Source organism: Micromonospora sp. AB353, from assembly GCF_049538395.1.
GTDB classification, from domain to species: domain Bacteria; phylum Actinomycetota; class Actinomycetes; order Mycobacteriales; family Micromonosporaceae; genus Micromonospora; species Micromonospora aurantiaca.
On the sequence record NZ_JBMVFV010000081.1, the window covers coordinates 1 to 26,766 of the forward strand.

The window sequence follows — 26,766 nt, forward strand, 5'->3', positions numbered from 1 at the left end:
CGCGGTGGTCACCTTGGAACCCTGCGACCACACCGGCCGCACCGGCCCCTGCAGCCACGCCCTGATCGCCGCCGGGGTGTCCCGCGTGGTGATCGCCGTGCCCGACCCCAACCCGGTCGCCTCCGGTGGTGCCGCCACGCTGCGCGCCGCCGGGGTCCAGGTCGCCCTCGGGGTACGCGCGCAGGAGGCCGAGGCCGGCAACGTGGCCTGGCTCACCTCGATGCGCCGCGGCTGGCCGTACGTGATCTGGAAGTACGCGGCCACGCTCGACGGGCGGTCCGCCGCCGCCGACGGCACCAGCATGTGGATCACCTCGGAGGCGGCCCGGGTCGACGTGCACGCGCTGCGCGGCACCGTCGACGCGGTGCTCGCCGGGGTGGGCACCGTGCTCACCGACGACCCCCGTCTGACCGCCCGCAACCTGCGCGACGGCACCCTCGCCATCCGGCAGCCGCTGCGCGTGGTGGTGGACAGCTCGGGGCGTACCCCGGCCGACGCCCGGGTCCGCGACGGCGCCGCCCGCACCTGGGTGGCGACCGCCGCGGAGGTCGGCGCCGGGCCGGACGGCCGGGTCGACCTGGCGGCGCTGCTGGCGGAGCTGCACCACCGCGGCGTGCGGGCCGCGCTGCTGGAGGGCGGGCCGACGCTGGCCGGCGCATTCCTCGCCGCCGGCCTGATCGACAGGATCGTCGGCTACGTGGCGCCGAAGCTGCTCGGCGCCGGTCCGACCGCGCTGCTCGACGCCGGCGTGAGCACCATCGCCGACGCCATCGATCTGGAGATCACCGACGTTACGCGGGTCGGTCCCGACCTGCGGATCACCGCGCTGCCCCGGAAGAGGGAGGGCTGACATGTTCACCGGCATCGTCGAGGAACTGGGCGAGATCGTCCGGAGCACCGAGACCGGCGACGACTCCGCGCTGGTCGCCATCCGCGGCCCGCTCGTCACCTCGGACGCCCGGCACGGCGACTCCATCGCCGTCAACGGTGTCTGCCTGACCGTGGTCGACGTCGACGGCGGCGTGTTCACCGCCGACGTGATGGGCGAGACGCTGCGCCGTACCGCGCTCGGCGTGCTGCGCCCCGGCGACCCGGTCAACCTGGAACGGGCCGCCGCGCTCAACAGCCGCCTCGGCGGCCACCTGGTGCAGGGCCACGTCGACGGCGTCGGCGAGATCGTCGCCCGGGAGCCCGCGGCGCAGTGGGAGACGGTGCGGTTCCGGCTGCCCGCCGGGCTGGCCCGGTACGTGGTGGAGAAGGGCTCGATCACCGTCGACGGCGTGTCCCTGACCGTCGCCGAGGCGGGCGACGACTGGTTCTCCGTCGGCCTGATCCCCACCACGCTCAAGCTCACGGTGCTCGGCACGAAGCAGGTCGGCGACCCGGTCAACCTGGAGGTCGACGTGCTGGCCAAGTACGTCGAGCGGCTGCTCGGCGACCGGGGTGCCCGGTGATGGGCCCGCTCGGCTGGCTGCTCGACGCCCAGGTGCACGTGGCCGGCTCGCCGGTGCTGGTCCGCGAGATCGTCGGCAACGTCTTCGGGCTCGGCTCGGCGCTGCTCGGGCTGCGCCGTGTGGTCTGGGCCTGGCCGGTCGGCATGATCGGCAACGCGCTGCTGCTGACCGTGTTCCTCGGCGGCGTCTTCGTCACCCCGCAGGCACACGACCTCTACGGCCAGGCCGGCCGGCAGGTCTTCTTCTTCGCCGTCAGCGTGTACGGCTGGTGGCGCTGGTCGCGGAACCGGCGCGCCGGTGGCGGGGACGAGCCGGCCGTGGTGCCGCGCTGGGCCACCTGGCCGGAGCGGCTCGGCCTGCTCGTCGCCGCCGTCGTCGGCACCGCCGCCGCCTACCCGGTGCTCGCCGCGCTCGGCTCGTGGGGGCCGCTGCCCGATGCCTGGATCCTGGTCGGCAGCCTGCTCGCCACGTACGGCATGGCCCGCGGCTGGGTCGAGTTCTGGCTGATCTGGATCGCCGTCGACGCGGTCGGCGTACCGCTGCTGCTGCGCGGCGGCTTCTACCCGTCGGCCGCCATGTACCTGGTCTACGGCGCGTTCTGCGCGGCCGGCCTGTACAGCTGGTGGCGCACCTCCCGGGCCGTCGCGACCGCGCCCGCCCCGATCCCGGCGACGTACTCGGAGGCCGTGGCATGAGCACGTTCGGTTCGATCGAGCAGGCGGTGGCGGACATCGCCGCCGGGCGTCCGGTGGTAGTGGTCGACGACGAGGACCGCGAGAACGAGGGCGACCTGATCTTCGCGGCCGAGCTGGCCACGCCGGAGCTGGTCGCGTTTATGGTCCGCTACACCTCCGGCTACATCTGCGTGCCGCTGACCGAGGACGAGTGCGACCGCCTCGACCTGCCGCCGATGCACCACACCAACCAGGACCGGCGCGGCACCGCGTACACGGTGACGGTGGACGCCCGGGAGGGCGTCAGCACCGGCATCTCGGCCGCCGACCGGTCGCACACCATCCGGCTGCTCGCCGACGCCGCCACCGGCCCGACCGACCTGGCCCGGCCCGGCCACGTGGTGCCGCTGCGCGCCCGCGCCGGCGGGGTGCTGCGCCGCCCCGGGCACACCGAGGCGGCGGTGGACCTGACCCGGATGGCCGGGCTGCGCCCGGCCGGGGTGCTCTGCGAGCTGGTGAACGACGACGGCACCATGATGCGCCTGCCGGACCTGGAGAAGTTCTGCGCCGAACACGGGCTGACGCTCGTCACCATCGCGGACCTGATCGCACACCGGCGGCGTACCGAGAAGCAGGTCGAGCTGGCTGCCGAGGCCCGGATGCCCACCCCGTACGGCGTGTTCAAGGCACTCGGCTACCGCGCCGAGCACGACCCGGCCGAGCACGTCGCGCTGGTCATGGGCGACCTCGGCGACGGGCGGGACGTGCTGGTGCGGGTGCACTCCGAGTGCCTCACCGGTGACGTGTTCGGCTCGCTGCGCTGCGACTGCGGGCCGCAGTTGCAGGCCGCGCTGGCCCGGGTCGCTCAGGAGGGTCGCGGCGTGGTCCTCTACGTGCGCGGGCACGAGGGCCGGGGCATCGGCCTGCTGCACAAGCTCCAGGCGTACCAGCTCCAGGACCAGGGCCGCGACACCGTGGACGCGAACCTCGACCTGGGCCTGCCGGCCGACGCCCGCGACTACGGCACCGGCGCGCAGATCCTCTACGACCTGGGTGTGCGGTCGATGCGGCTGCTGACGAACAACCCGGCCAAGCGGGCCGGGCTGGAGGGGTACGGCCTCACCGTGACCGGCCGGGAGGGGCTGCCCGTGCGGTCCAACCCGGAGAACGTGCGCTACCTGCGCACCAAGCGGGACCGGATGGGTCACCTGCTGGACGGACTGGACGAGGTGACCGAGGCGCCGATGGGCCGCCCGGTCGCCGGTGACGAGATCGGAGCGTAGGGCGATGGCGGGTTTCGGTGAGCCGGGCGTGACCGCGGTGGACGCCGCCGGGATGACCGTCGGCGTGGTGGCCGCCCGGTGGCACGGCGACCTGACCGACCACATGACCGAGCGGGCCGTGGCCGCCGCGCAGGCGTGCGGGGCGCGGGCCGTGGTGGCCCGGGTGGCCGGGTCGGTGGAGCTGCCGGTGGTGGCGCAGGCGATGGCCCGCCGCTTCGACGTGGTGGTCGCGCTCGGCGTGGTGGTACGCGGCGCGACGGCGCACTTCGACTACGTCTGCCAGTCGGTCACCGAGGGGCTGACCCGGGTGGCGCTGGACGAGGGCAAGCCGGTGGCGCACGGTGTGCTCACGGTCGACACCATCGAGCAGGCCCGGGATCGGGCCGGGCTGCCCGGCTCGGCCGAGGACAAGGGCTGGTCGGCGACGGTCGCGGCGCTGGACGCCGCGCTGGCCGTCCGCGCCCTCGACGCCCAGTCCGCCCACCGGGTCGGCTTCGCCTGACCCACCGGCGTTCCGGAGCGCGCGCCCAGCCCGGCGATCATGAAGTTGACGGAGACAAAAAGGACAGCGATTGCCGCCAACTTCATGATCGGCGCGTGGCGGGGAGGACGCGGGTGGACCCGGTGGGCGTGCTCACCCGGGGCGGCTGGAAGAATCGCCTTCCGTGAAGACGTTCGAGGAGTTGTTCGCCGAGCTGCAGGCCAAGGCCGCCGCCGGCACCCCGGGCTCGGGCACGGTCGAGGCGCTCGCGAAGGGCGTGCACTTCATCGGCAAGAAGGTCGTCGAGGAGGCGGCCGAGTCGTGGATGGCCGCCGAGCACGAGGGCCCGGAGCGGGCCGCCGAGGAGATCTCCCAGCTGCTCTACCAGGCGCAGGTGCTGATGCTCGCCACCGGCCTGGACCTGAAGGACGTCTACCGACATCTGTGAGTGCCCGTCCGCTGATCATCCGATCGAACGAAGGAGCACTCCCATGCTGCGTGTCGCAGTACCCAACAAGGGCGCACTGGCCGAGAAGGCGGCCCAGATGCTGCGCGAGGCGGGCTACCGCCAGCGCACCGACCCGAAGGACCTGGTCTGCCGGGACGAGCCCAACGACATCGAGTTCTTCTACCTGCGTCCCAAGGACATCGCCACCTACGTCGGCTCCGGTGACCTGGACGTCGGCATCACCGGCCGCGACCTGCTGATCGACTCCGGCGCTCCGGCCGAGGAGGTGGTGGACCTCGCCTTCGCCCAGGCCACCTTCCGGTTCGCCGCCCGCCCGCAGGACGTGGACGACGTCCGGGATCTGGGCGGGCACCGGATCGCCACCGCGTACCCGGGTCTGGTCGAGCGGCACCTGGCCGAGCTGGGCGTCAAGGCCGACGTGATCCGCCTGGACGGCGCGGTGGAGAACGCCATCCGCCTCGGCGTGGCCGACGTGGTCGCCGACGTGGTGGAGACCGGCGCGACGCTGCGCCAGGCCGGCCTGGTGGTGTTCGGCGAGCCGCTGCTGCGCTCCTCGGCGGTGCTGGTCCGCCGCGCGGGTGCGCCCGGCGGCCCCCAGCAGGAGCAGTTGCAGCGCCGGCTGCACGGCGTCCTGGTGGCCCGGCGCTACGTGATGCTCGCCTACGACGTGCCGGCCGGCCTGCTCGACCGGGCCAGCTCGCTGACCCCCGGCATCGAGTCGCCGACGGTCTCGCCGCTGCACCGGGAGGGCTGGGTCGCGGTGCAGGCGATGGTGCTCCGCGACGACGTGCACCGGATCATGGACGAGCTGTACGAGCTGGGCGCCCGCGCAATCCTGGTCACCAACATCCACGCCTGCCGGCTGTGAGGCCGCTGCCGCTCCCGGCCGCGCTCGCGGTGGTCGTCCTGGGTGGCGTGGCGTCGGCCGCCCAGGGCGCGGTGAACGCCGAGATGGGGGAGCGGACCGGCGCCCCGGTCCTCGGCGCCGTCGTCAACAACCTCGGCGGCTGCCTGCTGGTGCTGGCCGGGATCGTGGCGCTGCCGTCGATGCGCGCCGGGCTGGCTGGGCTGCGCCGCTCCGGGCTGCCCTGGTGGGCGTACCTCGGCGGGGTGGGCGGCGCGGTGATCGTGCTGGTCGCGCCGGTGGTGGTGCCGGTGCTCGGGGTGGCGGTGTTCACGATCGCCCAGGTGGCCGGTGGCAGCCTCGGCGGCCTCGCGGTGGACCGGGCCGGGCTGGCCGCGACCGGCCGGATGCCGCTCACAGTGCCCCGGGTCGGCGGTGCGGTGCTCGGCGTCGGCGCTGTCGCGCTCGCGCAGCTCGGCCGCCCGGTCGGTGACCTGGCGGTCGGGCTGGTGCTGCTCTGCGTCCTGGGCGGGCTGGCGGTGGCGACGCAGTCCGCGCTCAACGGCCGGGTCGCCGCCACCGTGGGCCCGGCCGCCGGCCTCGCCGTCAACTTCGCGGTCAGCACCGTGGTGATCGGCGCGGTCGCGGCGCTGACCGGAGCGCTCGCGAGCCAGCCCCGCTGGCCCGGCCAGTGGTGGCTCTACGTCGGCGGCCTGCTCGGTGTCGGCATCGTGCTCTCGCTGCTGGTCGGGGTACGCGCCGCCGGGGTGCTGCGGACCGGCCTGGCGCTGGTGGCCGGGCAGCTCGGCGGCGCGCTGCTGCTGGACCTGGTCCTGCCCGGCGGCCCCGGTGTCCGGCTGCCGGTACTGGCCGGCGCCCTGCTCACGCTGCTCGCCGTGGTGGTCACCAGCCTGCGCCGGCGCGGCCCGGACCGTGTGGCGGCCGAAGGCGCTCGTGAACCGGATGGCAGACTGGTCGGGTGAGCGATTCCGTGGTGACCGTGCGACCCCGCCGCGTCCGGGTCGTCTGCTGGGTGTCGGCCGTCACGCTGTTCGTCGTGTTCAGCCTCGTCGCGACGTCGCTGACCGGCGCCACCGGCAACGGCTACGGCACGTTCCAGCGCGGCGACCAGTTCGCCATGATCGGCCTGGGTTTCTTCGGCGCGCTCGGCTTCCTGCTGTTCACCCGCCCCCGGGTGATCGCCGACGCCAAGGGCGTCCGGGTGCGCAACGTGTTCAGCTCGTACGAGCTGCCGTGGGAGGTCGTCCGCGGTGTCCGGTTCGACAGGGGCGCCCCGTGGGCCAGCCTGGAGCTGCACGACGACGACCTGCTGCCGATGGTCGCGTTGCAGGCCGCCGACAAGGAGAGCGCGGTCGAGGCGGTCCGCGCGCTGCGCCGCCTGCACCAGGCGCACCTGGCGGCGCTGTCCGCCGGCCAGTCGGCACCCCGCTGACCAGCGAGCCCGGTTTGGGCGGGCCTGGGCCGAGGGTGTAGTGTTGCGGAGTCGACCAGACTGCCCCCGTCCCTGACGCGCGGGCGGTCGAGAAGCGGAGCGCCCGCTCCCACCCGAGTCGCCGCCACGGTGGCCGGGTCCGGTCCCCGGTTTCGGGCACGTCCCGACGCCGGATGCGCGATCCTGTGATCGTGCCGACCGGTCGAGTGGGCCCTGGCATACGCCGGGGCCTTCTGCTTTCCGGGTCGGCTCCCACCCGGGAGCCCACGGAGTCGGCACCGTAGGAGACTCGACTCGAGGAGGCCCCATCAGCGTCGAACCACGCGTGAACGAGCAGATCCGGGCACGTGAGGTCCGACTGGTCGGCCCTGAGGGTGAGCAGGTGGGCATCGTCCCGCTGGAGCGCGCCCTGCAGCTGGCCGCGGACGTCGACCTGGACCTGGTCGAGGTTGCGCCGATGGCGCGCCCGCCGGTGTGCAAGCTCATGGACTTCGGCAAGTTCAAGTACGAGAGCGCACTCAAGGCGCGCGAAGCGCGGCGTAACCAGCAGCAGACCGTCATCAAGGAGATGAAGCTCCGGCCGAAGATCGACCCGCACGACTACGAGACCAAGAAGGGTCACGTGGTGCGGTTCCTCAAGGCCGGCGACAAGGTCAAGGTGACGATCATGTTCCGCGGTCGCGAGCAGAGCCGCCCGGAGCTGGGTTACCGGCTCCTGCGCCGGCTCGAGTCCGAGATCACGGACCTGGGATACGTCGAGGCCGCGCCGAAGCAGGACGGCCGAAACATGATCATGGTTCTCGCTCCGCACCGGGCCGTCAAGGCCTCCGCGGTCGCCGCCACGGCGTCCCGCGGTGGACCGCGCGACCGGGCGGCGGAGGAACCGGCCGCTCCGGCCGGCGAGACCCCGGCGGCCGGCGACACCGCAGCAGCCGGCGAGACCGGCACGACCGCTGAGACCAGCGGCCAGTAACAGGGGAGAAGACGTTCCAATGCCGAAGATGAAGAGCCACACGGGTATGGGCAAGCGGGTCAAGGTGACCGGCAAGGGCAAGATCGTTGCCCAGCAGGCCGGCCTTCGCCACAACCTGGAGAAGAAGCCCAGCACCCAGACCCGTCGGCTGACCGGCACCGTCGAGCTGGCCAAGGCCGACACCAAGCGCATCAAGAAGCTGCTCGGCCGCTGACGCGAGCCACCTGAACCGAAGAAGGAGTTGAGATGGCACGCGTCAAGCGGGCTGTGAACGCCCAGAAGAAGCGTCGTACCCTGCTGGAGACCGCGAGCGGCTACCGCGGTCAGCGCTCCCGGCTGTACCGCAAGGCCAAGGAGCAGGTGCTGCACTCGATGCAGTACTCCTACCGGGACCGCCGCGACCGCAAGGGCGACTTCCGGCAGCTCTGGATCCAGCGGATCAACGCCGGCGCCCGGGCCAACGGCCTGACCTACAACCGGCTGATCCAGGGCCTGCGCCTGGCCGGCATCGAGGTCGACCGGAAGATCCTGGCCGACATGGCCGTCAACGACGCCGCCTCGTTCGCGGCGATCGTCGAGCTGGCCCGTGCCGCCGTGGCGGCCGAGGGCACCGGTGGCGCCGCGGCTCAGGCCGCCTGACCCACCCCGTACGGCAGATCGAGGCGTCTCCCATGCAGTCACGTTCGCAGGGGAGGCGCCTCGACGCCGTTCCCGGACCGTTCACCCCGCGTACCCCCAGGGTCGTGGCGGCCCGCCGGCTGCAGCGCCGGCGCGACCGCGACCAGGCCGGCCGGTTCCTGGCCGAGGGACCGCAGGCGGTCCGGGAGGCGCTCGCCCGCACCGGCACCGTGGTCGAGCTGTTCGGCACCCCGGCGGCGCTCGACAGGTACGCCGACCTCGCCGCCGCGGCCGCCCGGGCCGACGTGCCCGTCTCCGAGGTGACCGACGACGCCCTGGCCGCGCTTGCCGAGACCGTCGCGCCGCAGGGCCTGGTGGCGGTGTGCCGGCACCTCGACGTACCCCTGGAACAGGCCGTGGCGCGCGCGCCGCGACTGGTAGCGGTGCTCGCCGGCATCCGCGACCCGGGCAATGCCGGCACCGTGTTGCGCACCGCCGACGCGGCGGGCGCGGGCGCTGTGGTCTTCGCGGGCGAGGCGGTCGACCCCTACAACGGCAAGTGCGTGCGGGCCTCCGCCGGCAGCCTCTTCCACGTCGACGTGGTGCGCGCCGCCGACCCGCTCGCCGCCGTCGAGGCGCTGCGCGCCGCCGGCCTCACGATCTTCGCCACCACCGGGTACGGCGACAGCGACCTCGACGACCTCGCCGACTCGGGACGGCTGGCCGCCCCCACCGCGTGGCTGTTCGGCTCGGAGGCGCACGGCCTGCCCGAGGAGCTGACCGGCGCCGCCGACGCCCGGGTCCGGGTGCCGCTGCACGGGCGCGCGGAGAGCCTGAACCTGGCTGCGGCCGCCGCAGTCTGCCTGTATTCTTCCGCCAGAGCACTGCGTGTCCCCCGGGGCACGCGAGAGACAGCAGGGGAGTCCGCCTCGTCATGAACGCGCCACGGCGTTCGTTTAGCCAGCCCGCCGGTGTCGGCGGGCGGCGGGCCTGACCTTCCCCCTGCACGACTCCCCACCGGCGGGCTGCGGCGAAGCCGCGCGTCCGTAGACTCGCCTAGCCACCCGTGAGGGTCGGCGCCGCCGTGAGGGAGTGCCCGTTCACCATGAGCTACCGCAACGATCCGTACGACCCGAAGCAGGTCGCCCTGCTCGACCCGGACGCCCTGGCCGGGGCCGTGGCCGACGCCGAGAAGGCGTTCGCCGAGGCCGCCGACCCGGACGCGCTCACCGCGCTGCGCCCCGCGCACCTCGGTGACCGGTCCCCGGTGTCGCTGGCCCGCCGGGAGATCGGCGCGCTGCCGCCGGCCGCGAAGGCCGACGCCGGCAAGCGGGTCAACGAGGCCCGCCGGGCCATCGAGTCCGCGTACGCCGCCCGGCAGGAGATCCTGGACCGGGAACGGGCCGCGCGGGTGCTGGTCGAGGAGCGGGTCGACGTGACCCTGCCGTACGACCGCCGGCCGCGCGGTGCCCGCCACCCGCTGAGCGTGCTGATGGAGCAGATCAGCGACCTGTTCATCGGCATGGGCTACGAGGTGGCCGAGGGCCCCGAGGTCGAGCTGGAGTGGACCAACTTCGACGCGCTCAACATCCCGGCCGACCACCCGGCGCGCGGCCTGATGGACACGTTCCACATCGCACCCGCCGACGGCTCCGCCGCGGCTTCGGCCGGCTCTGCGGGCTCGGGCCTCGTTCTCCGCACCCACACGTCGCCGGTGCAGGCGCGCACCATGCTCACCCGCAAGCCGCCGATCTACGTGGTGGTGCCCGGCCGGGTCTACCGCACCGACGAACTGGACGCCACCCACGCGCCGGTGTTCCACCAGGTCGAGGGTCTGGTGGTGGACAAGGGCATCACCATGGCGCACCTGCGCGGCACGCTCGACCACTTCGCCCGGGCCATGTTCGGCGAGGGTGCGAAGACGCGCTGGCGGCCGCACTACTTCCCGTTCACCGAGCCGTCGGCGGAGTTCGACGTCTGGTTCCCGGAGCACCGGGACGGTCCGCAGTGGGTCGAGTGGGGCGGCTGCGGCATGGTCAACCCGCGGGTGCTGCGCGCCTGCGGCATCGACCCGGAGGTCTACTCCGGATTCGCGTTCGGCATGGGCATCGACCGGACCGTGATGGTCCGGCACGGCGTCAGTGACATGCGGGACATGGCCGAGGGCGACGTGCGGTTCACCCGCGCGTTCGGCGCCTGAGCTACGGGAACGGTGGTTTAACAGTCATGCGAGTCTCTGTCAGTTGGCTGCGGGAGTACGTGGACCTGCCGGCCGATCTGCCCACCGGCGACCTGGAGCAGGCGCTGGTCGACCTCGGCATCGAGGTCGAGTCCGTGGTGGACCTGCGCGAGTCGGTCACCGGCCCGCTGGTCGTCGGCGAGGTCCTGGAGATCGAGGAGCTGACCGGCTTCAAGAAGCCGATCCGCTTCTGCCGGGTGGACGTCGGCGCCGCGAACGGCACCGGTGAGCCGCAGGAGATCGTCTGCGGTGCGCGCAACTTCGCCGTGGGCGACAAGGTGGTGGTGATCCTCCCCGGCGGGGTGCTGCCCGGCGGGTTCGCGATCGGCGCGCGCAAGACGTACGGGCGCAACTCCCACGGCATGATCTGCTCGGCGCAGGAGCTGGGGCTCGGCGACGACCACTCGGGCATCGTCGTGCTGCCCGAGGACGTCAAGGCCCAGCCCGGCGACGACGCCCGGCCCGTCGTCGGCCTGGACGACGTCGTGGTCGAGATGGAGATCACCCCGGACCGCGGGTACGCGCTGAGCGTGCGCGGCATCGCCCGGGAGCTGTCGCACGCGCTCGGCGTGCCGTTCCGCGACCCGGCCGACGCGCCGGCGCCCGGCGCGACCGCCGAGCCGGCGTACCCGGTGGAGGTCCGCGACACGGTCGGCTGCGACCGGTTCGCGGCGCGGATGGTGCGCGGCGTCGATCCGACGGTGGAGACGCCCGGCTGGATGCGGCAGCGCCTCACCGTGGCCGGGGTGCGCAGCATCTCGCTCGCCGTCGACATCACCAACTACCTGATGCTCGAACTCGGCCAGCCGATGCACGCCTTCGACGCGGACCGGATCGCCGGGACGCTCGTGGTGCGCCGCGCCGAGGCGGGGGAGAAGCTGACCACGCTGGACGGGGTGAACCGGACGCTGTCCGCCGAGGACCTGGTCATCTGCGACGCTGGGCTGCCCAACGCCCTCGCAGGCGAGGACGCCGGCGTCCCGATCTCGCTCGCCGCGGTGATGGGCGGCGAGACCAGCGAGGTGCTCGCCTCCACCACGAACGTGCTGTTCGAGGCGGCGCACTGGGATCCGGCCACCGTCGGCCGTACCGCGCGGCGGCACAAGCTGTTCAGCGAGGCGGCGAAGCGGTGGGAGCGGGGCGTCGACCCGGCGCTGCCGTTGGTCGCGCTGGACAAGGCGGTCCGGCTGCTCACCGACCTCGCCGGCGGCACCGCGGGCGACGAGGTGCTCGACATCGACCACGTGGCGCCGCGTACGCCGGTGACGCTGCCGGTGGACCTGCCGTCGCGGCGGGTCGGCGTGACGTACTCGCCGGACCGGGTGGTGGAGCTGCTGGAGCAGGTGGGCTGCACCGTCACTCGCGGCGCGGACCGGCTCGCCGAGGATCCGGGCGCCGTCGGCACGACCGGCTCGGCCGCCGGTGAGGTGCTGACCGTGACGCCGCCGAGCTGGCGGCCCGACCTGACCGACCCGGCCGACCTGGTGGAGGAGGTGGTACGCCTCGACGGCTACGACCGCGTGCCGTCGGTGCTGCCCACCGCGCCGCCCGGCCGGGGCCTGACCTGGCAGCAGCAGCGCCGCCGGGCCGTCGCCCGCTCGCTCGCCGAGCGCGGCTACGTCGAGGTGCTGGCGCAGCCGTTCGTCGCGCCGGACCTGGTCGACCAGCTCGGCCTGCCCGCCGACGACCCGCGCCGCCCCGCGGTACGGCTGGCGAACCCGCTGTCGGAGGAGGAGCCGCTGCTGCGCACCACGCTGCTCGGCCCGCTGCTCGGCATCGTCAAGCGCAACGTCGGCCGGGGTCAGCGGGACGTGGCGATCTACGAGATCGGCACGGTCTTCCACCCGCGTCCCGGCGCCGGCGCCCCGCCCGCAATGGGCGTGGACCGACGGCCCACCGACGAGGAGTTCGCCGCCGCCGACGCCGTGGTGCCCGCCCAGCCCCGGCACGTCGCGGTGGCGCTCACCGGCGAGATCGAACCGGCCGGCTGGTGGGGCGCGGGCCGCGCGGCCGGCTGGGCGGACGCGGTCGAGGCGGGCCGGGCGGTGCTCGACGCCGCCGGGATCCCCGCCGACCGGGTGACGGTACGGGCCGGGGAGCGGGCGCCCTGGCATCCGGGCCGCTGCGCCGAACTGGTGGTGGACGACGTGGTCGTCGGCCACGCCGGTGAGCTGCACCCGGCCGTGCTGGCCGCGCTGGAGCTGCCCCGGCGGACCAGCGCCATGGAGCTGGACCTGGACGCGCTGCCGGCCGCCCCCCTGGTCGCCGGGCCGACCATCTCCACGTTCCCGCCGGCCCTGATCGACGTGGCGCTGGTGGTGGACGACACGGTGCCGGCGGCCGAGGTGCGGGCGGCCCTGGTCGAGGGCGCGGGCCCGCTGCTGGAGGACGTCCGTCTGTTCGACGTCTACACCTCCGAGCAGCTCGGCGAGGGACGCAAGTCGCTGGCGTACAAGCTGACGTTCCGCGCCCCGGACCGGACCCTCGCGGGCGAAGAGGCGGTGGCGGCGCGCGACGCGGCGGTGGCGGTTGCCGCCGAACGCTTCGGCGCCACCCTGCGCGGCGCATGAAAGGAGGGGCCCCCTCTTAACGCCTCGGGTAGAGGAGGGGTCCCCTTTTAACAGCCGTCGACCGTACGGCTTACTCGTCGTCGGAAGGCAACTCGCCGAGACCTCGCAGGCCTGGCAGATCCCGGACCGTTATCCGCCGGTAGTCCGTGTCCACGAGCCGCTCAGCGCGTAGCTCGCGCAGGGCCTTCTGAATCGATGTCTCCGCCGCACCGCAGATCGTGGCGAGTTCCGGCTGGGTCAGGCGGACGTCGATGACCACACCTTCCGGACTCCGCCGACCGTGCGTCCGGCACAGCTCCGCGATCACCCGGGCCACGCGGATCTTGACGTGGTACGAGGTGAAGTCGATGCGGCGCCGGTTGGACCAGCGCAGCCGATCCGCCACCATCGCCGCGAGTTCGAGCGCGGATTCGGGGTGCTCCTTGAGGAATCGGGTGAACCGGTCTCTGGGAATGACGCTGTACCGCGTGGGACCGCAGGTGGTGATTGTGGCCGAGCGGGGTTGATCGTTCAGGGCGGACATCTCACCGACCAGGTCACCACCGACGCGCAGTGAGAGCAGCGCCGACCGACCGTCGGGGAGGCTCGCCGTCACCTTGGTCAACCCCTCCTCCAAGAGCACCAGGTGCGATTCCCGGATGCCCTCGTGGATGAGGATCTGACCGGCGGGTACCTGGCGTCGGACACCGAGACCCAGGACGATCTCCCGATCTGCGGGGCGCAGCCGCCGGAGGAAGGTCCCGTACGGCCACTCGGCCTGGGGCGGTGCCCCTCGACGCATCGACAACCCCATTCTCGCCAGCCAGCGAAGACCGTCGAAGCGTAGCCGAAGCTGAGCGGAGCGCGACGCGCGGCGTATCAGTGCGGCGGCCCCGACGTAGATCGCCACCACGGACAGCACTGCCGCCGGGTGCCAGCCCGCGTCGAGTAGTAACTCGCTGAGAACGTCGATCATGCGTCCAGTCCATCGCGGCTCCGCCTGCCGAATCCCCGACGAAGGCGGGAAGACCGGTTCCGGACATGCGCGGCGGATGCCGTACTTCTACGGGGTGCGGCTCGGGCGACCCGGATTCGATGTCCCTTGTGGTCCCGCCGTTCCGGCGGGTGAGTGACGAAGGGGCGACACCGGATGCACCATCCCGAGCGACGAATGTTGATCAGCGTGGACATGGAGCGGTACAGCCGCCGCAGCAACGTCCAGCAGTACGAGGCGCAGCAGGAGTTCCGGCGCCTCCTGCATGAGGCCGCCGCGCTGGTCGGACTGGACCGGACACAGTGGCATACCCAGCAGGCCGGTGACGGGGAATTGGCGATTCTCCCGCGGGACGCACACGAGGCGCTCATCATCGGCCGATTCGTCCCGGAGCTCAACCGACGGCTGCGTGCGTACAACGTCAGCCGGGTGCCGGCGGCGCGGATCCGGCTGCGGGTGGCCGTCCATCAGGGCCTCGTACACCTGGACGGCGCGAACGGCTTCCCGGGTTCGGCAGTCGTCCTCGTCTGCCGGCTCTGCGACTCCGCTCCGCTGAAGCGCGCTCTTGCCGCCTTCCGGGACGCCGGAGTCGCGCTCGTCGTCTCCGACGACATCTACCGGAACGTCGTCCAGGAGTACCCCGAGGAGATGCGGCCCGAGCGGTTTCGCAAGGTTCGGGTGAGCCACCCGGACAAGGGCTTCGAGGAGATCGCCTGGCTCTACGTGGTCGACGAGGACATGTCGTCGTTGCCGGTCGGTGAACCGCGAACGGTAGACCCGGCAGGCGACGTCGAACCCGACTCCCTCGGCCGTTCGGCCGAACCGCAGCATCCCGGCGACGCCGGCATCCGGATCGGCCGCCTCCAGGTCCACGGGCAGAGCGCTGTCGGCCCGAACGCGACGGCGATCGGATCGGTCGGCCGCGACGCGATCATCGATCGGGACGGGACCGGACGATGATCGCCCACGTACCCCCGCCGGAGACCGACGGTGCCCCGGTGCCGGTCCCGCCGGTCCACCCGGATGACGGCGGAGAGGCTGTACGCGCCACGATCGACGGGGCCGGCCCCGGCGCCGATCCGTCGGCTGCGGATGAGCAAGGCCTCGCGGAGGAGACGGAGGAGACGGAGGAGACGGAGGACGATCCGTCACTCGACCCGCGCGAGATCATCGGCCGGCTCTCCGCGCTGCTCGGCGCACCGGCGGGGATCGAGGTCGGGGATGTACACGTTCAGGGCCAGAACGCGACCGGGACCGGAGCCACCGCCATCGGCGCGATGCACGTCACCATGGCCGGCGTCGGGGACGGCCGGAGCTGGTCGGAGACGTTGAGTGGAGCCACAGTCCGACAGTCCGCGGACGGGTACGCGCCGGCGTCGAGCGATCAGTACCTCGACCGGCGGCTCAAGCGCCGAGGGCTGCTGTGTCTCTCCGGACCGGAAGGTACGGGCCGCTACACGGCGGCGTGTCTGGCCTCCGCCAGACGGCACGGCTACGACCGGGTGGGCCTGATCCACGTGGAGAGCCTCGGAGATCTGATCCGGACCGCCGGCATCCTCCGAGCCGGGCACGGTTACGTCCTGCCCTTGGGCGACGCGGCGATCCGGGACCTGGACGGTATGACCCTGGTCGGCGCGGCAGCTCGGGCCGAGGCGGTGGGCTGCACGGTGGTGCTCGTCGGTGATTTCCAGTCGCGGGGCCGGGAGTTCACCGACCAGATCGTCGAGCATCGGCCTCCCGGCGCTGCGGATGTCTTCCGGGCCCAACTACGGCGGCATCTGCGCGGCCGGTGCGTCGGGCGATGTGGCAACGAGTGCGTCGGAGCGTGCGTCGATCGCTATGTCGAGGACGAAGCCGTCGGGCACCCGCTGATGATCGCCTACCTGCGCGGCGATCCGCGCCCGGGCGAGGTGGTCCGCTTGGTGGAGTCCATCGCCCGCAACCCCGTGAACGGCGCGGATCTGACGCAGCGGTTGGAACGCCTGCTGCCGGGGCAGGTGCGGGAGCGGGCGGCTCGCATTCTCGACTGCTCCGACGGGCAGCACCCGTCGGAGTTCTGGGCTGCCGGCGATCGTCGTGCGTTCCGCCTGTCCTGCGCGGTACTCGCCGGCCAGCCGGTGTCGGAGGTCCACCACGCCGCACGATCGTTGACCGGTCTTGCGGCGGACGACCTGCCGCAGGCGGTCATGCCTGGCCGCGGGTCCGCGCTTGACGAGTTGATGGGGCCCGAACTTCGTCAGGCGGTGCGGGTGGTCGACGACGATCGAGTGCCGGGCGGGCGACGAGTGGAGTTCATCCCGGCCAACGACGCACTTCGCTCCAGCCTCCTGGAGGTCGCCTGGCAGGACTGGTGGCACCCGGAGCGGCTTCTGCGGTGGTGGGTTGATCTCGCCCGCAGCGACGTGCCCGGCGTCCGGCAGGCCGCAGCGGGCGCCATCGGCTGGTCGGCGAGTCTCGCGGTGCGCTCCGCGTTGCTGGCCGTGGACGAGTTGGCACGGGAACGACGCGCCGGTGTGCGTCAGACGGCGGCGATCGCTCTGGTCGCGATGGCCATGCAGCCCTCGCTGCGTCATCGGCTTCGCGCCGAGTTGGACCGCTGGGCCGACAGTGGCACGGCGCACCGCCGGGACACCGTGGCTCGGGCCTACGCTCTCGGCCTCGCTCGTCTCTGGCCCGAGAGCGCGCTGCTCCACCTGCGTCAGGTGGCGGAGGCACGGATGCAGCGCTGGCACAACTCCGTGGTCCGGGGCCTCGTGGAGGTGTACGACGCAGGGCACACCGCGGAGGTGACGGCCACGCTGGCGGAGTGGGCCGTCTCGACCCACCCGGAGGTGCGCCTGCACGCCGGCCGGGCGCTGCGGATCCTGGCCGACCGGTGGTCACCCGTGCCGCGGGAACACTGGCCCGAACTGCTCGACCTGACACGGCGCGGCACCGTCCAACTACCGGATCTGGCCACCTGCTGGGCCGCCGCGCTCGCCATCCCGGGAACCGCGTTTCGCGCCTGGCGAACGCTCGGTTTCTGGCTCAGCCGCGCGGACGGACAGCCTGAGGTGGCGATGTACTGCGGACAGCTGCTCACGGCGGTGGTGGCCGGCCGAGAGCCCCTCCGGCGTCGCTTGGACCACCAGATTCAGCACGTCTGGCAGCCCCTGATGCCCGGCAACTCCCTACTCGACGACGTACGACGACTCACGAACGAGGAACAGAGATGACCACCCCTCCCACAGCGCCTTCGAGCACCCCCTCCTCCGCTCCGGATCAGCCGGCACGCCGCTGGTGGCACACCGTCTTCCCGCCCGCCCCGTCGACCATCGCTTCCCCCGTCCCGCCTGCTCCCGTCGCCGTGTCGTTTCGTCAGGAGGTTCCGCAGCCCCTCCTGGTGCCGGCGAAAGGTGACGCCTTCGACTTCCGCCTGTACGCCGTCTACGTCTGGACGGCGCACCGGATGACGTTCGAGGAACTGCGGTTCCGGGCCGAGGGCTACCTGACGTGGGCGTGCGGCATCCTCCGGGAACAAGCGGTCGATCTGGCCCGGCGGCATGAGCCGCACCGCTCCCACGAGCTGGAGCAGGCCCTGAACGCGCATCTGTCCGGCCAGCGCTGGCCCCGGCAGGGGACAGCCCCCTCCTTCACCGCCCAGGTCCGTGTCAGCCCCGACGAGCGGGTCCGCGAGCGGCTGCGGCCGTACTGGGAGGAGCGGATCAAGTTGGAGTGTGACCACGAGCTGCAGAAGGTCAGGGCCCGCCAAGCCGATGACCTGACCCGACGGTGGTGCGCGGTGCTCCAGAATCTCGAAGGTGACCCGGTGACGATGCATGCCGCCCGGCTGACCGGGGAGCAGTTCGCCGAGGTGTTCCGTCGGTACGTGGCAGAGCGCCGGGAGACCGTGCCGGAGTTGGTGGAACTGCTCCGGGAGGCGGTCCGGGGTCACAACGACTTGAACATGGGCCCGTCGGAGTACACCCAGGCCTGGGATGCGGCACTCCGCACCTATGAGCTTCAGCACGGGCTCGTCGAGCGAGGTTGATCCTGGCCGGGCGGCCCTCCTGGGAGGGGATCGGAAGGGCCGCCCGGCCGCAGCTTCATGCAGTATGCTGCATGAACTTGCACTACTCGCCTTGCCGCTGGTAGCCTTCTCTGCATAGTCATGCGGAGGTGGGTATGGGCATTCGGGTTGCTGTGGCCGGGGCGAGCGGATACGCCGGGGGCGAACTGCTGCGCCTGCTCGCCGGTCACCCCGAGTTCGAGCTGATCGCCGCCACCGCGCACAGCCAGGCCGGCCAGCCGGTCACCGCCGTACACCCGCATCTCGCGGGCCTCGACCTGGTGTTCGCCGCGACCGAACCGGCGACCCTCGCCGACGCGGACCTGGTGTTCCTGGCCCTGCCGCACGGGCAGTCCGTGGCGCTCGCCGCGGCGCTGCCCGACACCGTCAAGGTGGTCGACCTCGGCGCGGACCACCGGCTGCGCGACGCCGGCGCCTGGTCCCGCTACTACGGCGGCGAGCACGCCGGCGCCTGGACCTACGGGCTGCCCGAGCTGCCCGGCCAGCGGGCCGAGATCGCCGCCGCGTCGCGGGTCGCCAGCACCGGCTGCTACGCGGTGGCGACCACGCTGGCGCTGGCACCGCTGATCGCCGCCGGTGCGGTACGCCCCGACGACGTGGTGGTGGTCGCCGCCTCCGGCACCTCCGGCGCGGGCCGGGCCGCCAAGGCCCACCTGCTCGGCAGCGAGGTGATGGGCGACCTGACCCCCTACAAGGTGGGCGCGCACCAGCACGTGCCGGAGATCAAGCAGGCCACCGGCGCGACCGGCATGTCCTTCACCCCGGTGCTCGCGCCGATGCCCCGGGGGATCCTGGCCACCGTCACCGCGGTGCCCACCGGCGACGCCGACCCGCGCGCGGTGCTGGCCGCCGCCTACGCCGACGCGCCGTTCGTGCACGTGCTGCCCGAGGGATCGTGGCCGCACACCGCCGCCACCGCCGGGTCGAACTCCTGCCACCTCCAGGCGACTGTCGACGTCGACTCGGGCCGGGTGATCGTGGTCAGCGCTATCGACAACCTGGGCAAGGGCGCGGCCGGCCAGGCCGTGCAGAACGCCAACCTGATGGTGGGTCTCCCCGAGACCACCGGTCTGTCCGTGTTTGGAGTGGCCCCGTGAGCGTCACCGTCCCCCGTGGGTTCCGCGCCGCAGGTGTCGCGGCCGGACTGAAGTCCTCCGGCGCCGCCGACGTCGCCCTCGTCATAAACGACGGCCCGGACGCCGGTGTGGCCGGTGTCTTCACCGCCAACCGGGTCAAGGCCGCGCCGGTGCTGTGGAGCCAGCAGGTCGTGCACGGCGGCGTCGTGCGCGCCGTGGTGCTCAACTCCGGCGGCGCGAACGCCTGCACCGGCCCGGCCGGCTTCCAGGACACCCACGCCACCGCCGAGCACACCGCCGCCGCGATCACCGCGGCGAACGCCCGGCTGATCGTCGGCGCGGGCGAGGTCGCGGTGTGCTCGACCGGCCTGATCGGCGAGCGGCTGCCGATGGGCAAACTGCTTCCCGGCGTACGCGATGCGGCGCGCGGCCTGTCCCGCGACGGCGGCCCGGCCGCCGCCGAGGCCATCATGACCACCGACACCCGGCCCAAGACGACTGTGGCGCAGGGTACGGGCTGGACCGTCGGCGGCATGGCCAAGGGCGCGGGCATGCTCGCCCCGGCCATGGCCACCATGCTCTGCGTGCTCACCACCGACGCGGTGGCCGGGCCTGATGCCCTGGACGCCGCGCTGCGCGCCGCCACCCGGATCACGTTCGACCGGATCGACTCCGACGGCTGCATGTCCACGAACGACACGGTGCTGCTGCTCGCAAGCGGCGCCTCGGGCATCGAGCCGACCGCCGAGGAGTTGACCGCCGCGGTCACCGCCGCCTGCCACGACCTGGCCCAGCAACTCCTGGCCGACGCTGAGGGCGCTACCAAGGAGGTGGCGATCGAGGTGGTCGGCGCGGCGAGCGAGGACGACGCGGTCGAGGTGGGCCGCACGGTGGCCCGCAACAACCTGGTGAAGACCGCGCTGTTCGGCAACGACCCGAACTGGGGCCGGATCCTCGCCGCGGTCGGCACCACGGCCGCCGTGTTCGAGCCGGACGGCGTGGACGTCGCGGTCAACGGCATCTGGGTGTGCCGGGGCGGCGCCGCCGCCGAGGACCGCGCCAAGGTGGACCTCACCGGCCGCGGTGTCACGGTCCGGATCGACCTGCACGCCGGCACCGACGCGGCCACCATCTGGACCAACGACCTGTCGCACGCGTACGTCCACGAGAACTCGGCTTATTCCACATGAACCTCTCCGCTGACCTCACCCGGGCCCAGGCCAAGGCCGCCACGCTGATCGAGGCGCTGCCCTGGCTGGCCCGTTTCTCCGGCGCCACGGTCGTGGTCAAGTACGGCGGCAACGCCATGGTCGACCCCGAACTTCAGCGGGCGTTCGCCGCCGACATGGTGTTCCTGCGCTACGCCGGCCTGAAGCCGGTCGTGGTGCACGGCGGCGGCCCGCAGATCTCCGCCATGCTCGGCCGCCTGGGCATCGCCAGTGAGTTCCGGGGCGGCCTGCGGGTCACCACCCCGGAGGCGATGGACGTGGTCCGGATGGTCCTGGTCGGTCAGGTCGGCCGGGAACTGGTCGGGCTGATCAACGCGCACGGCCCGTACGCGGTCGGCCTCTCCGGCGAGGACGCCGGGCTGTTCACCGCCGTGCGCCGCTCCGCGTACGTGGACGGCGAAGCGGTCGACGTGGGCCAGGTGGGCGACGTGGAGTCGGTGAACGTCTCGGCGGTGACCGACCTGATCGAGGCCGGCCGGATCCCGGTCATCTCGACAGTCGCGCCGGACGCCGACGGGGTGCTGCACAACCTCAACGCGGACACCGCCGCCGCCGCGCTGGCGGTGGCGCTGGACGCCCGCAAGCTGGTCGTGCTGACCGACGTGCCCGGCCTGTACGCCGACTGGCCCGACACGTCCAGCCTGATCAGCGAGATCACCGCGGACGACCTGGCGAAGCTGCTGCCGTCCCTGGAGTCGGGCATGGTCCCGAAGATGGAGGCCTGCCTGCGGGCGGTGCGCGGGGGAGTGCCGGCCGCGCACGTCGTCGACGGCCGGGTCGCCCACTCCACGCTGCTGGAAGTGTTCACGTCGGAGGGCTTCGGAACGATGGTGATCGACTCATGAGCACGCTCGTGCAGCGGTGGAACGCCACCATGATGGACAACTACGGCACGCCGCCGCTGGCGCTCGTCTCCGGCTCCGGCGCCGTCGTGACCGACGAGACCGGCCGGGAGTACGTCGACCTGCTCGGCGGCATCGCCGTCAACGCGCTCGGCCACGCCCACCCGGCGGTGGTGGCCGCCGTCAGCAAGCAGGTGGCGACGCTCGGGCACGTGTCCAACCTGTTCGTCGCCGAGCCGCCGGTGGCGCTGGCCGAACTGCTGCTCGCGCTGGCCGGACGCCCGGGCCGGGTCTTCTTCGCCAACTCCGGCGCGGAGGCCAACGAGGCCGCGTTCAAGCTGTCCCGGCTCACCGGCCGCCGGCACGTGGTCGCCACCCACGGCGGCTTCCACGGCCGGACCATGGGCGCGCTGGCGCTGACCGGGCAGCCCGCGAAGGCCGACCCGTTCCGCCCGCTGCCCGGCGACGTGACGCACGTGCCGTTCGGCGACGCCGCCGCGCTGGCCGAGGCCGTCACCGGCGACACCGCCATGCTGATCATCGAGCCGATCCAGGGCGAGAACGGCGTGGTCGTCCCGCCGCCCGGCTACCTGGCCGCGGCCCGGCGGATCACCGCCGCGCACGGCGCGTTGCTGGTGCTGGACGAGGTGCAGACCGGCGTCGGCCGCACCGGCCACTGGTTCGCCCACCAGGCCGACGGCGTCGAGCCGGACGTGATCACGCTCGCCAAGGGCCTCGGCGGTGGCTTGCCGCTGGGCGCCTGCCTGGCCTTCGGCCGGGCCGCCGACCTGCTCACCCCGGGCTCGCACGGCACCACGTTCGGTGGCAACCCGATCAGTTGCGCCGCCGCGCTCGCGGTCGTCTCCACGATCGCGCACGAAGGGTTGCTCGACCACGTCAAGCGCGTCGGTGAGCGGCTGCGGCGCGGCGTCGAGGCGCTCGGGCATCCGCTGGTCCGCGAGGTGCGCGGCGCCGGGCTGCTGCTCGGCATCGTGCTCGACCAGCCGGTGTCCGCCACGGCCGCCGCGGCGCTGCGCGAGGCGGGTTTCCTGGTCAACCCGGTGCAGCCGGACGTGGTCCGGCTCGCCCCGCCGTTGATCCTCACCGCGGCGCAGGCGGACGCGTTCCTCGCCGCGCTGCCGGCCGCGCTGTCCGCCGCCGCGCCGGCACCTTCCACCACCGGCACCGCCGCACCGGCCGAGGCCGCCGTGCCCGGCCCCTCCGCCGGCACCGCCGCGCCCGACGCCACGACCCCGACGGAGGCTCCCGCATGATCCGCCACTTCCTGCGCGACGACGACCTCACGCCCGCCGAGCAGGCCGCCGTGCTCGACCTCGCCGCCCGGATGAAGGCCGACCGGTACGCGCACCAGCCCCTGACCGGGCCGAAGTCGGTGGCGGTGCTGTTCGACAAGCAGAGCCTGCGTACCCGGATCTCGTTCGACGTGGGCATCGCCGAGCTGGGCGGGCACCCGCTCGTGGTGGACACCCAGGTCACCCACTTCGGCCGGGGCGAGACGCTGGCCGACGCCGGCCGGGTGCTGTCCCGCTACGTCGCCGCGATCGTGCTGCGTACCCACGGCGAAGACCGGATCGCCGAGGTCGCCGAGCACGCCACGGTGCCCGTCGTGAACGCGCTCACCGACACGTACCACCCCTGCCAGCTGCTGGCCGACCTGCTCACCGTGCGGGAGCGTTTCGGCGGCACCGCCGGGCGGATCGTGACGTACGTGGGCGACGCGGCGAACAACATGGCCCACTCGTACCTGCTGGCCGGGGCGACCGCCGGGATGCACGTGCGGATCGCCGGTCCGGAGGGGTTCCAGCCGGACCCGGAGATCGTGGCCCGCGCCGAGAAGATCGCCGCCGCCACCGGCGGGTCGGTGCAGCTGTTCACCGACCCGGTCGAGGCGGTACGCGGAGCGCACGTCGTCGCCACCGACACCTGGACGTCGATGGGGCAGGAGGACGACGGGCTGGACCGGATCACCCCGTTCCTGCCGTACCAGGTCAACGCCGCGCTGCTCGGCCACGCCGACGCCGGCGTGATCGTGCTGCACTGCCTGCCCGCCCACCGGGGCGAGGAGATCACCGACGAGGCGCTCGACGGCCCGCACAGCGCGGTGTTCGACCAGGCGGAGAATCGGCTGCACGCCCAGAAGGCGCTGCTGACGTTTCTCCTGGAGGAATCCGCATGACCGCTCCGCTGACCCGCGCCGCGCGGCACGCCCGCATTGTCGAGCTGATCCGCGACACCCCCATCCACTCGCAGACCGAGCTGGCCGACCGGCTCGCCGGGGACGGCATCCAGGTCACCCAGGCCACGCTGTCGCGGGACCTGAAGGAACTGGGAGCGGTGACCGCGCGGGGCGGCGACGGGCGCGGCGTCTACCTGATCCCGGAGGACGGGCACCGGCCGCTGCGCGACGCCGAGGGCGCACCGGCCCGGCTGGTCCGGCTGCTGCGTGAACTGCTGAACGGCGTCGACTCCAGCGGCAACATCGCGGTGCTGCGCACCCCGCCGGGCGCCGCGCAGTACCTCGCCAGCGCGCTGGACCGGGCCGGCCTGTCCGAGATCGTCGGCACCATCGCCGGCGACGACACCATCCTCGTCGTGGCCCGTGAGGCCGACGGCGGCGCCGCGCTGGGTGAGCGGCTCGCCGCGTGGGCCCGCCGCGACGACACCGCCGAAGGGGGCACCTCGTGACCGAGCGGGTCGTGCTCGCGTACTCCGGGGGCCTGGACACCTCGGTCGCGATCCCGTACCTGGCCGAGCGGACCGGCGCGGAGGTGATCGCGGTAGCCGTGGACGTCGGGCAGGGCGGAGAGGACATGGCGGTGATCCGGCAGCGCGCGCTCGACTGCGGCGCCGTCGAGTCCGAGGTGGTCGACGCCCGCGACGAGTTCGCCGCCGACTACTGCCTGCCGGCGATCCGGGCCAACGCCCTCTACATGGACCGCTACCCGCTGGTGTCCGCGCTGTCCCGGCCGCTGATCGTCAAGCACCTGGTCGCGGCGGCGCGCGCCCACGGCGGCACGATCGTGTCGCACGGCTGCACCGGCAAGGGCAACGACCAGGTCCGGTTCGAGGTCGGTCTGGCCGCCCTCGCGCCGGACCTGACGGTCGTCGCGCCGGCCCGGGACTTCGCCTGGACCCGGGACAAGGCGATCGCGTACGCCGAGGAGAAGGGGCTGCCGATCGACGTGTCGGCGAAGTCGCCGTACTCGATCGACCAGAACCTGTGGGGCCGGGCCGTGGAGACCGGCTTCCTGGAGGACATCTGGAACGCCCCGGTCGAGGACCTCTACGCGTACACCGAGGACCCGGCGTCGGAACGCGACCCGGACGACCTGGTGATCACGTTCGACGGCGGCGTACCGGTCGCGATCGACGGCGAGACGGTCACGCCCTACGAGGCGATCCGGGAGCTGAACCGGCGGGCCGGGGCGCACGGCGTGGGCCGGCTGGACATGGTCGAGGACCGGCTGGTCGGCATCAAGAGCCGCGAGGTGTACGAGGCGCCCGGCGCGCTCGCCCTGATCACCGCCCACCAGGAACTGGAGGCGGTGACAGCCGAGCGGGATCTCGCCCGGTTCAAGCGCGGCGTCGACCAGCGCTGGGCTGAACTCGTCTACGACGGGCTCTGGTTCTCGCCGCTGAAGCGCGCGCTGGACGCGTTCATCGACGACGCCCAGCGGCACGTCACCGGCGAGGTACGACTGCGCCTGCACGGCGGCCGGGCGGTCGTCACCGGCCGGCGCTCCGAGGCGAGCCTCTACGACTTCGGCCTTGCCACCTACGACACCGGCGACACGTTCGACCAGTCGCTGGCGAAGGGATTCGTACGACTGTGGGGACTGCCCAGCACGATGGCCGCACAACGGGACGCCCGGATGGGAGGGGCCTGATGGGGGGCACCACAATGGGTGGGGTGGACGACAAGAGCCTGACCGAGAACAGCGCCCCCGCCAACCGGACGAGCCTCTGGGGCGGCCGGTTCGCCGGCGGTCCCGCCGAGGCGCTCGCGCGGCTGTCGGTGAGCGTCCAGTTCGACTGGCGCCTCGCCCCGTACGACATCGCCGGTTCCCGGGCGCATGCCCGGGTCCTCGCCGGCGCCGGCCTGCTCGACCCGGACGAACTGGGCCGGATGCTGGCCGCACTGGACGACCTGGAGGCGGCGTGCGCCTCCGGCGCGTTCCGCCCGACCGTCGACGACGAGGACGTGCACACCGCGCTGGAACGCGGCCTGCTGGAACGGCTCGGCAGCCTCGGCGGCAAGCTGCGCGCCGGCCGGTCCCGCAACGACCAGGTCGCCACCGACCTGCGGCTCTACCTGCGCGACCACGCCCGCGGCGTCGCGGCCCGGCTGGTCGAGCTGGCCGAGGCCCTCGTCGAGCAGGCGGAGCGGCACGTGGACACCGCCGCGCCGGGTATGACGCATCTGCAGCACGCCCAGCCGGTGACGTTCGGGCACTGGCTGCTGGCCCACGTGCAGCCGCTGCTGCGCGACCTGGAGCGGATGCGCGACTGGGACGAGCGGACCGCGATCAGCCCGCTCGGCGCTGGTGCGCTGGCCGGCTCGGGGCTGCCGCTGGACCCGGTGGCGGTCGCCAAGGAGCTGGGTTTCCGCACCTCGTTCGCCAACTCGATGGACGCGGTCGCGGACCGCGACTTCGTGGCCGAGTTCCTGTTCGTCACCGCCATGATCGGCGTGCACCTGTCCCGCCTCGGCGAGGAGGTGGTGCTCTGGACGTCGCAGGAGTTCGGCTGGGTCGAGCTGGACGACGCCTTCGCCACCGGCTCGTCGATCATGCCGCAGAAGAAGAACGCGGACATCGCCGAGCTGGCCCGGGGCAAGTCCGGCCGGCTGGTCGGCGGCCTGATGAGCGTGCTCACCATGCTCAAGGGCCTGCCCATGACGTACGACCGGGACATGCAGGAGGACAAGGAGCCGGCGTTCGACGCGGTCGACACGCTGGAACTGCTGCTGCCCGCGCTGGCCGGGATGATCTCCACGATGACGGTCCGGGTGGACCGGCTGGTCGCGAGCGCGCCGTCGGGTTTCTCGCTGGCCACCGAGGTCGCCGACTGGCTGGTGCGGCGCAACGTGCCGTTCCGCGACGCGCACGAGATCACCGGCAAGCTGGTGGCGCTCTGCGCGGCCCGCGACTGCGCGCTGGACGAGGTGTCCGACGCCGATCTCGCAGCGGTGAGCGAGCACCTGGACCCGTCGGTGCGTGACGTGCTGTCGGTGCGTTCGGCGCTCGCCGCGCGCATCACGCCCGGCTCCACCGGCCCCGGCCCGGTCGCCGACCAGCTCGCCGCCGCGGCGGACAAGCTGACCGGCTGGCGGGAGTGGGCCGCCGAGCGGGTCGTCCCCCGCTGACTTGCGCGGCTGGTCCGGGCCAGGCGCTCGCCCGCCCGGACCAGCCCCCGCGCCCCGCGCCCCGCGCGAGATCTTGGTACGAAATGGCCCCCATAGGGGCGCTAATCTTCCAAGATCTACAGGTGTCCTACTT

General features: G+C 73.1%; 27 protein-coding genes. 26 read left to right on the forward strand and 1 reads right to left on the reverse strand.

Annotated elements, in window-relative coordinates; genetic code table 11:
* From ribD to pheT, 15 genes are all read left to right on the forward strand, one after another.
* Positions 1-850 (forward strand): bifunctional diaminohydroxyphosphoribosylaminopyrimidine deaminase/5-amino-6-(5-phosphoribosylamino)uracil reductase RibD (gene ribD, locus ACPCK6_RS24830; RefSeq protein WP_423482371.1); only part of this gene is annotated, 850 nt, incomplete at its 5' end.
* Position 851: 1 nt separating this feature from the next.
* Positions 852-1,454: a riboflavin synthase gene (locus ACPCK6_RS24835; protein ID WP_396880454.1), complete on the forward strand. Its 603-nt coding sequence runs from the start codon at positions 852-854 to the stop codon at positions 1,452-1,454.
* Positions 1,454-2,149 carry a nicotinamide riboside transporter PnuC gene (gene pnuC / locus ACPCK6_RS24840; RefSeq protein WP_260026045.1) on the forward strand — a complete coding sequence of 232 codons (696 nt, stop codon included), beginning with the start codon at positions 1,454-1,456 and terminating at the stop codon, positions 2,147-2,149. Before ACPCK6_RS24835 ends, pnuC begins: the two co-directional genes overlap by 1 nt.
* On the forward strand, positions 2,146-3,411 hold the full coding sequence (locus ACPCK6_RS24845; RefSeq protein ID WP_318333498.1) for a bifunctional 3,4-dihydroxy-2-butanone-4-phosphate synthase/GTP cyclohydrolase II: 1,266 nt from the start codon (positions 2,146-2,148) through the stop codon (positions 3,409-3,411). Before pnuC ends, ACPCK6_RS24845 begins: the two co-directional genes overlap by 4 nt.
* Positions 3,412-3,415: 4 nt before the next feature.
* The gene (gene ribH / locus ACPCK6_RS24850; RefSeq protein ID WP_091424378.1) at positions 3,416-3,913 is read left to right on the forward strand and encodes a 6,7-dimethyl-8-ribityllumazine synthase; all 498 of its coding nucleotides are present in this window, start codon (positions 3,416-3,418) and stop codon (positions 3,911-3,913) included.
* 163 nt (positions 3,914-4,076) lie between these two features.
* Positions 4,077-4,340: a phosphoribosyl-ATP diphosphatase gene (locus tag ACPCK6_RS24855; protein WP_046564676.1), complete on the forward strand. Its 264-nt coding sequence runs from the start codon at positions 4,077-4,079 to the stop codon at positions 4,338-4,340.
* Positions 4,341-4,383: 43 nt separating this feature from the next.
* The gene (gene hisG, locus ACPCK6_RS24860; RefSeq protein WP_423482372.1) at positions 4,384-5,229 is read left to right on the forward strand and encodes an ATP phosphoribosyltransferase; all 846 of its coding nucleotides are present in this window, start codon (positions 4,384-4,386) and stop codon (positions 5,227-5,229) included.
* Positions 5,226-6,188, forward strand: a complete 963-nt coding sequence (locus tag ACPCK6_RS24865) for a DMT family transporter (protein ID WP_423482373.1) — start codon at positions 5,226-5,228, stop codon at positions 6,186-6,188. Before hisG ends, ACPCK6_RS24865 begins: the two co-directional genes overlap by 4 nt.
* On the forward strand, positions 6,185-6,658 hold the full coding sequence (locus ACPCK6_RS24870; protein WP_318333501.1) for a PH domain-containing protein: 474 nt from the start codon (positions 6,185-6,187) through the stop codon (positions 6,656-6,658). The genes ACPCK6_RS24865 and ACPCK6_RS24870 overlap by 4 nt, the downstream gene beginning before the upstream one ends.
* 325 nt (positions 6,659-6,983) lie before the next feature.
* Positions 6,984-7,631 carry a translation initiation factor IF-3 gene (gene infC / locus ACPCK6_RS24875; RefSeq protein WP_043324929.1) on the forward strand — a complete coding sequence of 216 codons (648 nt, stop codon included), beginning with the start codon at positions 6,984-6,986 and terminating at the stop codon, positions 7,629-7,631.
* A 19-nt stretch (positions 7,632-7,650) separates the two neighbouring features.
* On the forward strand, positions 7,651-7,845 hold the full coding sequence (gene rpmI, locus ACPCK6_RS24880; RefSeq protein WP_007075851.1) for a 50S ribosomal protein L35: 195 nt from the start codon (positions 7,651-7,653) through the stop codon (positions 7,843-7,845).
* A 32-nt stretch (positions 7,846-7,877) separates the two neighbouring features.
* Positions 7,878-8,270, forward strand: a complete 393-nt coding sequence (gene rplT, locus ACPCK6_RS24885) for a 50S ribosomal protein L20 (protein ID WP_043324928.1) — start codon at positions 7,878-7,880, stop codon at positions 8,268-8,270.
* Positions 8,271-8,302: 32 nt separating this feature from the next.
* Positions 8,303-9,187: a TrmH family RNA methyltransferase gene (locus ACPCK6_RS24890; RefSeq protein WP_423482374.1), complete on the forward strand. Its 885-nt coding sequence runs from the start codon at positions 8,303-8,305 to the stop codon at positions 9,185-9,187.
* Positions 9,188-9,354: 167 nt separating this feature from the next.
* Positions 9,355-10,449 (forward strand): phenylalanine--tRNA ligase subunit alpha, encoded by a 1,095-nt coding sequence (gene pheS, locus ACPCK6_RS24895; protein WP_423482375.1) that lies wholly within the window; start codon positions 9,355-9,357, stop codon positions 10,447-10,449.
* A gap of 26 nt (positions 10,450-10,475) precedes the next feature.
* Positions 10,476-13,058 (forward strand): phenylalanine--tRNA ligase subunit beta, encoded by a 2,583-nt coding sequence (gene pheT, locus ACPCK6_RS24900; RefSeq protein WP_423482376.1) that lies wholly within the window; start codon positions 10,476-10,478, stop codon positions 13,056-13,058.
* A 70-nt stretch (positions 13,059-13,128) separates the two neighbouring features.
* Here the strand turns inward: pheT and ACPCK6_RS24905 are convergent, their stop codons facing one another.
* Complete coding sequence (locus ACPCK6_RS24905) at positions 13,129-14,013, reverse strand: Crp/Fnr family transcriptional regulator (RefSeq protein WP_396880446.1); 885 nt, start codon at positions 14,011-14,013, stop codon at positions 13,129-13,131.
* A gap of 195 nt (positions 14,014-14,208) precedes the next feature.
* Here ACPCK6_RS24905 and ACPCK6_RS24910 point away from each other — a divergent pair, with 195 nt between their 5' ends.
* The 11 genes from ACPCK6_RS24910 (at position 14,209) to argH (ending at position 26,633) form a co-directional block, all read left to right on the forward strand.
* Complete coding sequence (locus tag ACPCK6_RS24910; RefSeq protein ID WP_423482377.1) at positions 14,209-14,991, forward strand: hypothetical protein; 783 nt, start codon at positions 14,209-14,211, stop codon at positions 14,989-14,991.
* Positions 14,988-17,246, forward strand: coding sequence for an NACHT domain-containing protein (locus tag ACPCK6_RS24915; RefSeq protein WP_423482378.1), 2,259 nt, complete (start codon positions 14,988-14,990; stop codon positions 17,244-17,246). Before ACPCK6_RS24910 ends, ACPCK6_RS24915 begins: the two co-directional genes overlap by 4 nt.
* 167 nt (positions 17,247-17,413) lie before the next feature.
* Complete coding sequence (locus ACPCK6_RS24920) at positions 17,414-18,061, forward strand: hypothetical protein (RefSeq protein WP_423482379.1); 648 nt, start codon at positions 17,414-17,416, stop codon at positions 18,059-18,061.
* A 134-nt stretch (positions 18,062-18,195) separates the two neighbouring features.
* On the forward strand, positions 18,196-19,197 hold the full coding sequence (argC, locus tag ACPCK6_RS24925; RefSeq protein WP_423482380.1) for an N-acetyl-gamma-glutamyl-phosphate reductase: 1,002 nt from the start codon (positions 18,196-18,198) through the stop codon (positions 19,195-19,197).
* A complete protein-coding gene (gene argJ / locus ACPCK6_RS24930; RefSeq protein WP_423482381.1) occupies positions 19,194-20,366 on the forward strand; it encodes a bifunctional glutamate N-acetyltransferase/amino-acid acetyltransferase ArgJ in 1,173 nt (390 codons plus the stop codon). The genes argC and argJ overlap by 4 nt, the downstream gene beginning before the upstream one ends.
* Positions 20,363-21,250 (forward strand): acetylglutamate kinase, encoded by an 888-nt coding sequence (argB, locus tag ACPCK6_RS24935; RefSeq protein WP_423482382.1) that lies wholly within the window; start codon positions 20,363-20,365, stop codon positions 21,248-21,250. Before argJ ends, argB begins: the two co-directional genes overlap by 4 nt.
* Entirely contained in the window at positions 21,247-22,521 is a 1,275-nt protein-coding gene (locus tag ACPCK6_RS24940) for an acetylornithine transaminase (RefSeq protein ID WP_423482383.1), read from the forward strand. Before argB ends, ACPCK6_RS24940 begins: the two co-directional genes overlap by 4 nt.
* Positions 22,518-23,444, forward strand: a complete 927-nt coding sequence (argF, locus tag ACPCK6_RS24945) for an ornithine carbamoyltransferase (protein WP_423482384.1) — start codon at positions 22,518-22,520, stop codon at positions 23,442-23,444. Before ACPCK6_RS24940 ends, argF begins: the two co-directional genes overlap by 4 nt.
* Positions 23,441-23,953 carry an arginine repressor gene (locus ACPCK6_RS24950; RefSeq protein WP_423482385.1) on the forward strand — a complete coding sequence of 171 codons (513 nt, stop codon included), beginning with the start codon at positions 23,441-23,443 and terminating at the stop codon, positions 23,951-23,953. Before argF ends, ACPCK6_RS24950 begins: the two co-directional genes overlap by 4 nt.
* Positions 23,950-25,155, forward strand: coding sequence for an argininosuccinate synthase (locus ACPCK6_RS24955; RefSeq protein ID WP_423482386.1), 1,206 nt, complete (start codon positions 23,950-23,952; stop codon positions 25,153-25,155). Before ACPCK6_RS24950 ends, ACPCK6_RS24955 begins: the two co-directional genes overlap by 4 nt.
* A gap of 14 nt (positions 25,156-25,169) precedes the next feature.
* Positions 25,170-26,633 carry an argininosuccinate lyase gene (argH, locus tag ACPCK6_RS24960; RefSeq protein WP_030271078.1) on the forward strand — a complete coding sequence of 488 codons (1,464 nt, stop codon included), beginning with the start codon at positions 25,170-25,172 and terminating at the stop codon, positions 26,631-26,633.
* Positions 26,634-26,766: the final 133 nt, after the last annotated feature.

What these genes read in the sequence shown, in the direction of transcription:
- ACPCK6_RS24835 (WP_396880454.1), top strand. Translation starts at nt 852, where the DNA reads ATGTTCACCGGCATCGTCGAGGAACTGGGCGAGATCGTCCGGAGCACC.
- pnuC (WP_260026045.1), top strand. Translation starts at nt 1,454, where the DNA reads ATGGGCCCGCTCGGCTGGCTGCTCGACGCCCAGGTGCACGTGGCCGGC.
- ACPCK6_RS24845 (WP_318333498.1), top strand. Translation starts at nt 2,146, where the DNA reads ATGAGCACGTTCGGTTCGATCGAGCAGGCGGTGGCGGACATCGCCGCC.
- ribH (WP_091424378.1), top strand. Translation starts at nt 3,416, where the DNA reads ATGGCGGGTTTCGGTGAGCCGGGCGTGACCGCGGTGGACGCCGCCGGG.
- hisG (WP_423482372.1), top strand. Translation starts at nt 4,384, where the DNA reads ATGCTGCGTGTCGCAGTACCCAACAAGGGCGCACTGGCCGAGAAGGCG.
- rpmI (WP_007075851.1), top strand. Translation starts at nt 7,651, where the DNA reads ATGCCGAAGATGAAGAGCCACACGGGTATGGGCAAGCGGGTCAAGGTG.
- rplT (WP_043324928.1), top strand. Translation starts at nt 7,878, where the DNA reads ATGGCACGCGTCAAGCGGGCTGTGAACGCCCAGAAGAAGCGTCGTACC.
- ACPCK6_RS24890 (WP_423482374.1), top strand. Translation starts at nt 8,303, where the DNA reads ATGCAGTCACGTTCGCAGGGGAGGCGCCTCGACGCCGTTCCCGGACCG.
- pheS (WP_423482375.1), top strand. Translation starts at nt 9,355, where the DNA reads ATGAGCTACCGCAACGATCCGTACGACCCGAAGCAGGTCGCCCTGCTC.
- pheT (WP_423482376.1), top strand. Translation starts at nt 10,476, where the DNA reads ATGCGAGTCTCTGTCAGTTGGCTGCGGGAGTACGTGGACCTGCCGGCC.
- ACPCK6_RS24905 (WP_396880446.1), bottom strand. Translation starts at nt 14,013, where the DNA reads ATGATCGACGTTCTCAGCGAGTTACTACTCGACGCGGGCTGGCACCCG.
- ACPCK6_RS24910 (WP_423482377.1), top strand. Translation starts at nt 14,209, where the DNA reads ATGTTGATCAGCGTGGACATGGAGCGGTACAGCCGCCGCAGCAACGTC.
- ACPCK6_RS24915 (WP_423482378.1), top strand. Translation starts at nt 14,988, where the DNA reads ATGATCGCCCACGTACCCCCGCCGGAGACCGACGGTGCCCCGGTGCCG.
- argC (WP_423482380.1), top strand. Translation starts at nt 18,196, where the DNA reads ATGGGCATTCGGGTTGCTGTGGCCGGGGCGAGCGGATACGCCGGGGGC.
- argB (WP_423482382.1), top strand. Translation starts at nt 20,363, where the DNA reads ATGAACCTCTCCGCTGACCTCACCCGGGCCCAGGCCAAGGCCGCCACG.
- ACPCK6_RS24940 (WP_423482383.1), top strand. Translation starts at nt 21,247, where the DNA reads ATGAGCACGCTCGTGCAGCGGTGGAACGCCACCATGATGGACAACTAC.
- argF (WP_423482384.1), top strand. Translation starts at nt 22,518, where the DNA reads ATGATCCGCCACTTCCTGCGCGACGACGACCTCACGCCCGCCGAGCAG.
- ACPCK6_RS24950 (WP_423482385.1), top strand. Translation starts at nt 23,441, where the DNA reads ATGACCGCTCCGCTGACCCGCGCCGCGCGGCACGCCCGCATTGTCGAG.
- argH (WP_030271078.1), top strand. Translation starts at nt 25,170, where the DNA reads ATGGGTGGGGTGGACGACAAGAGCCTGACCGAGAACAGCGCCCCCGCC.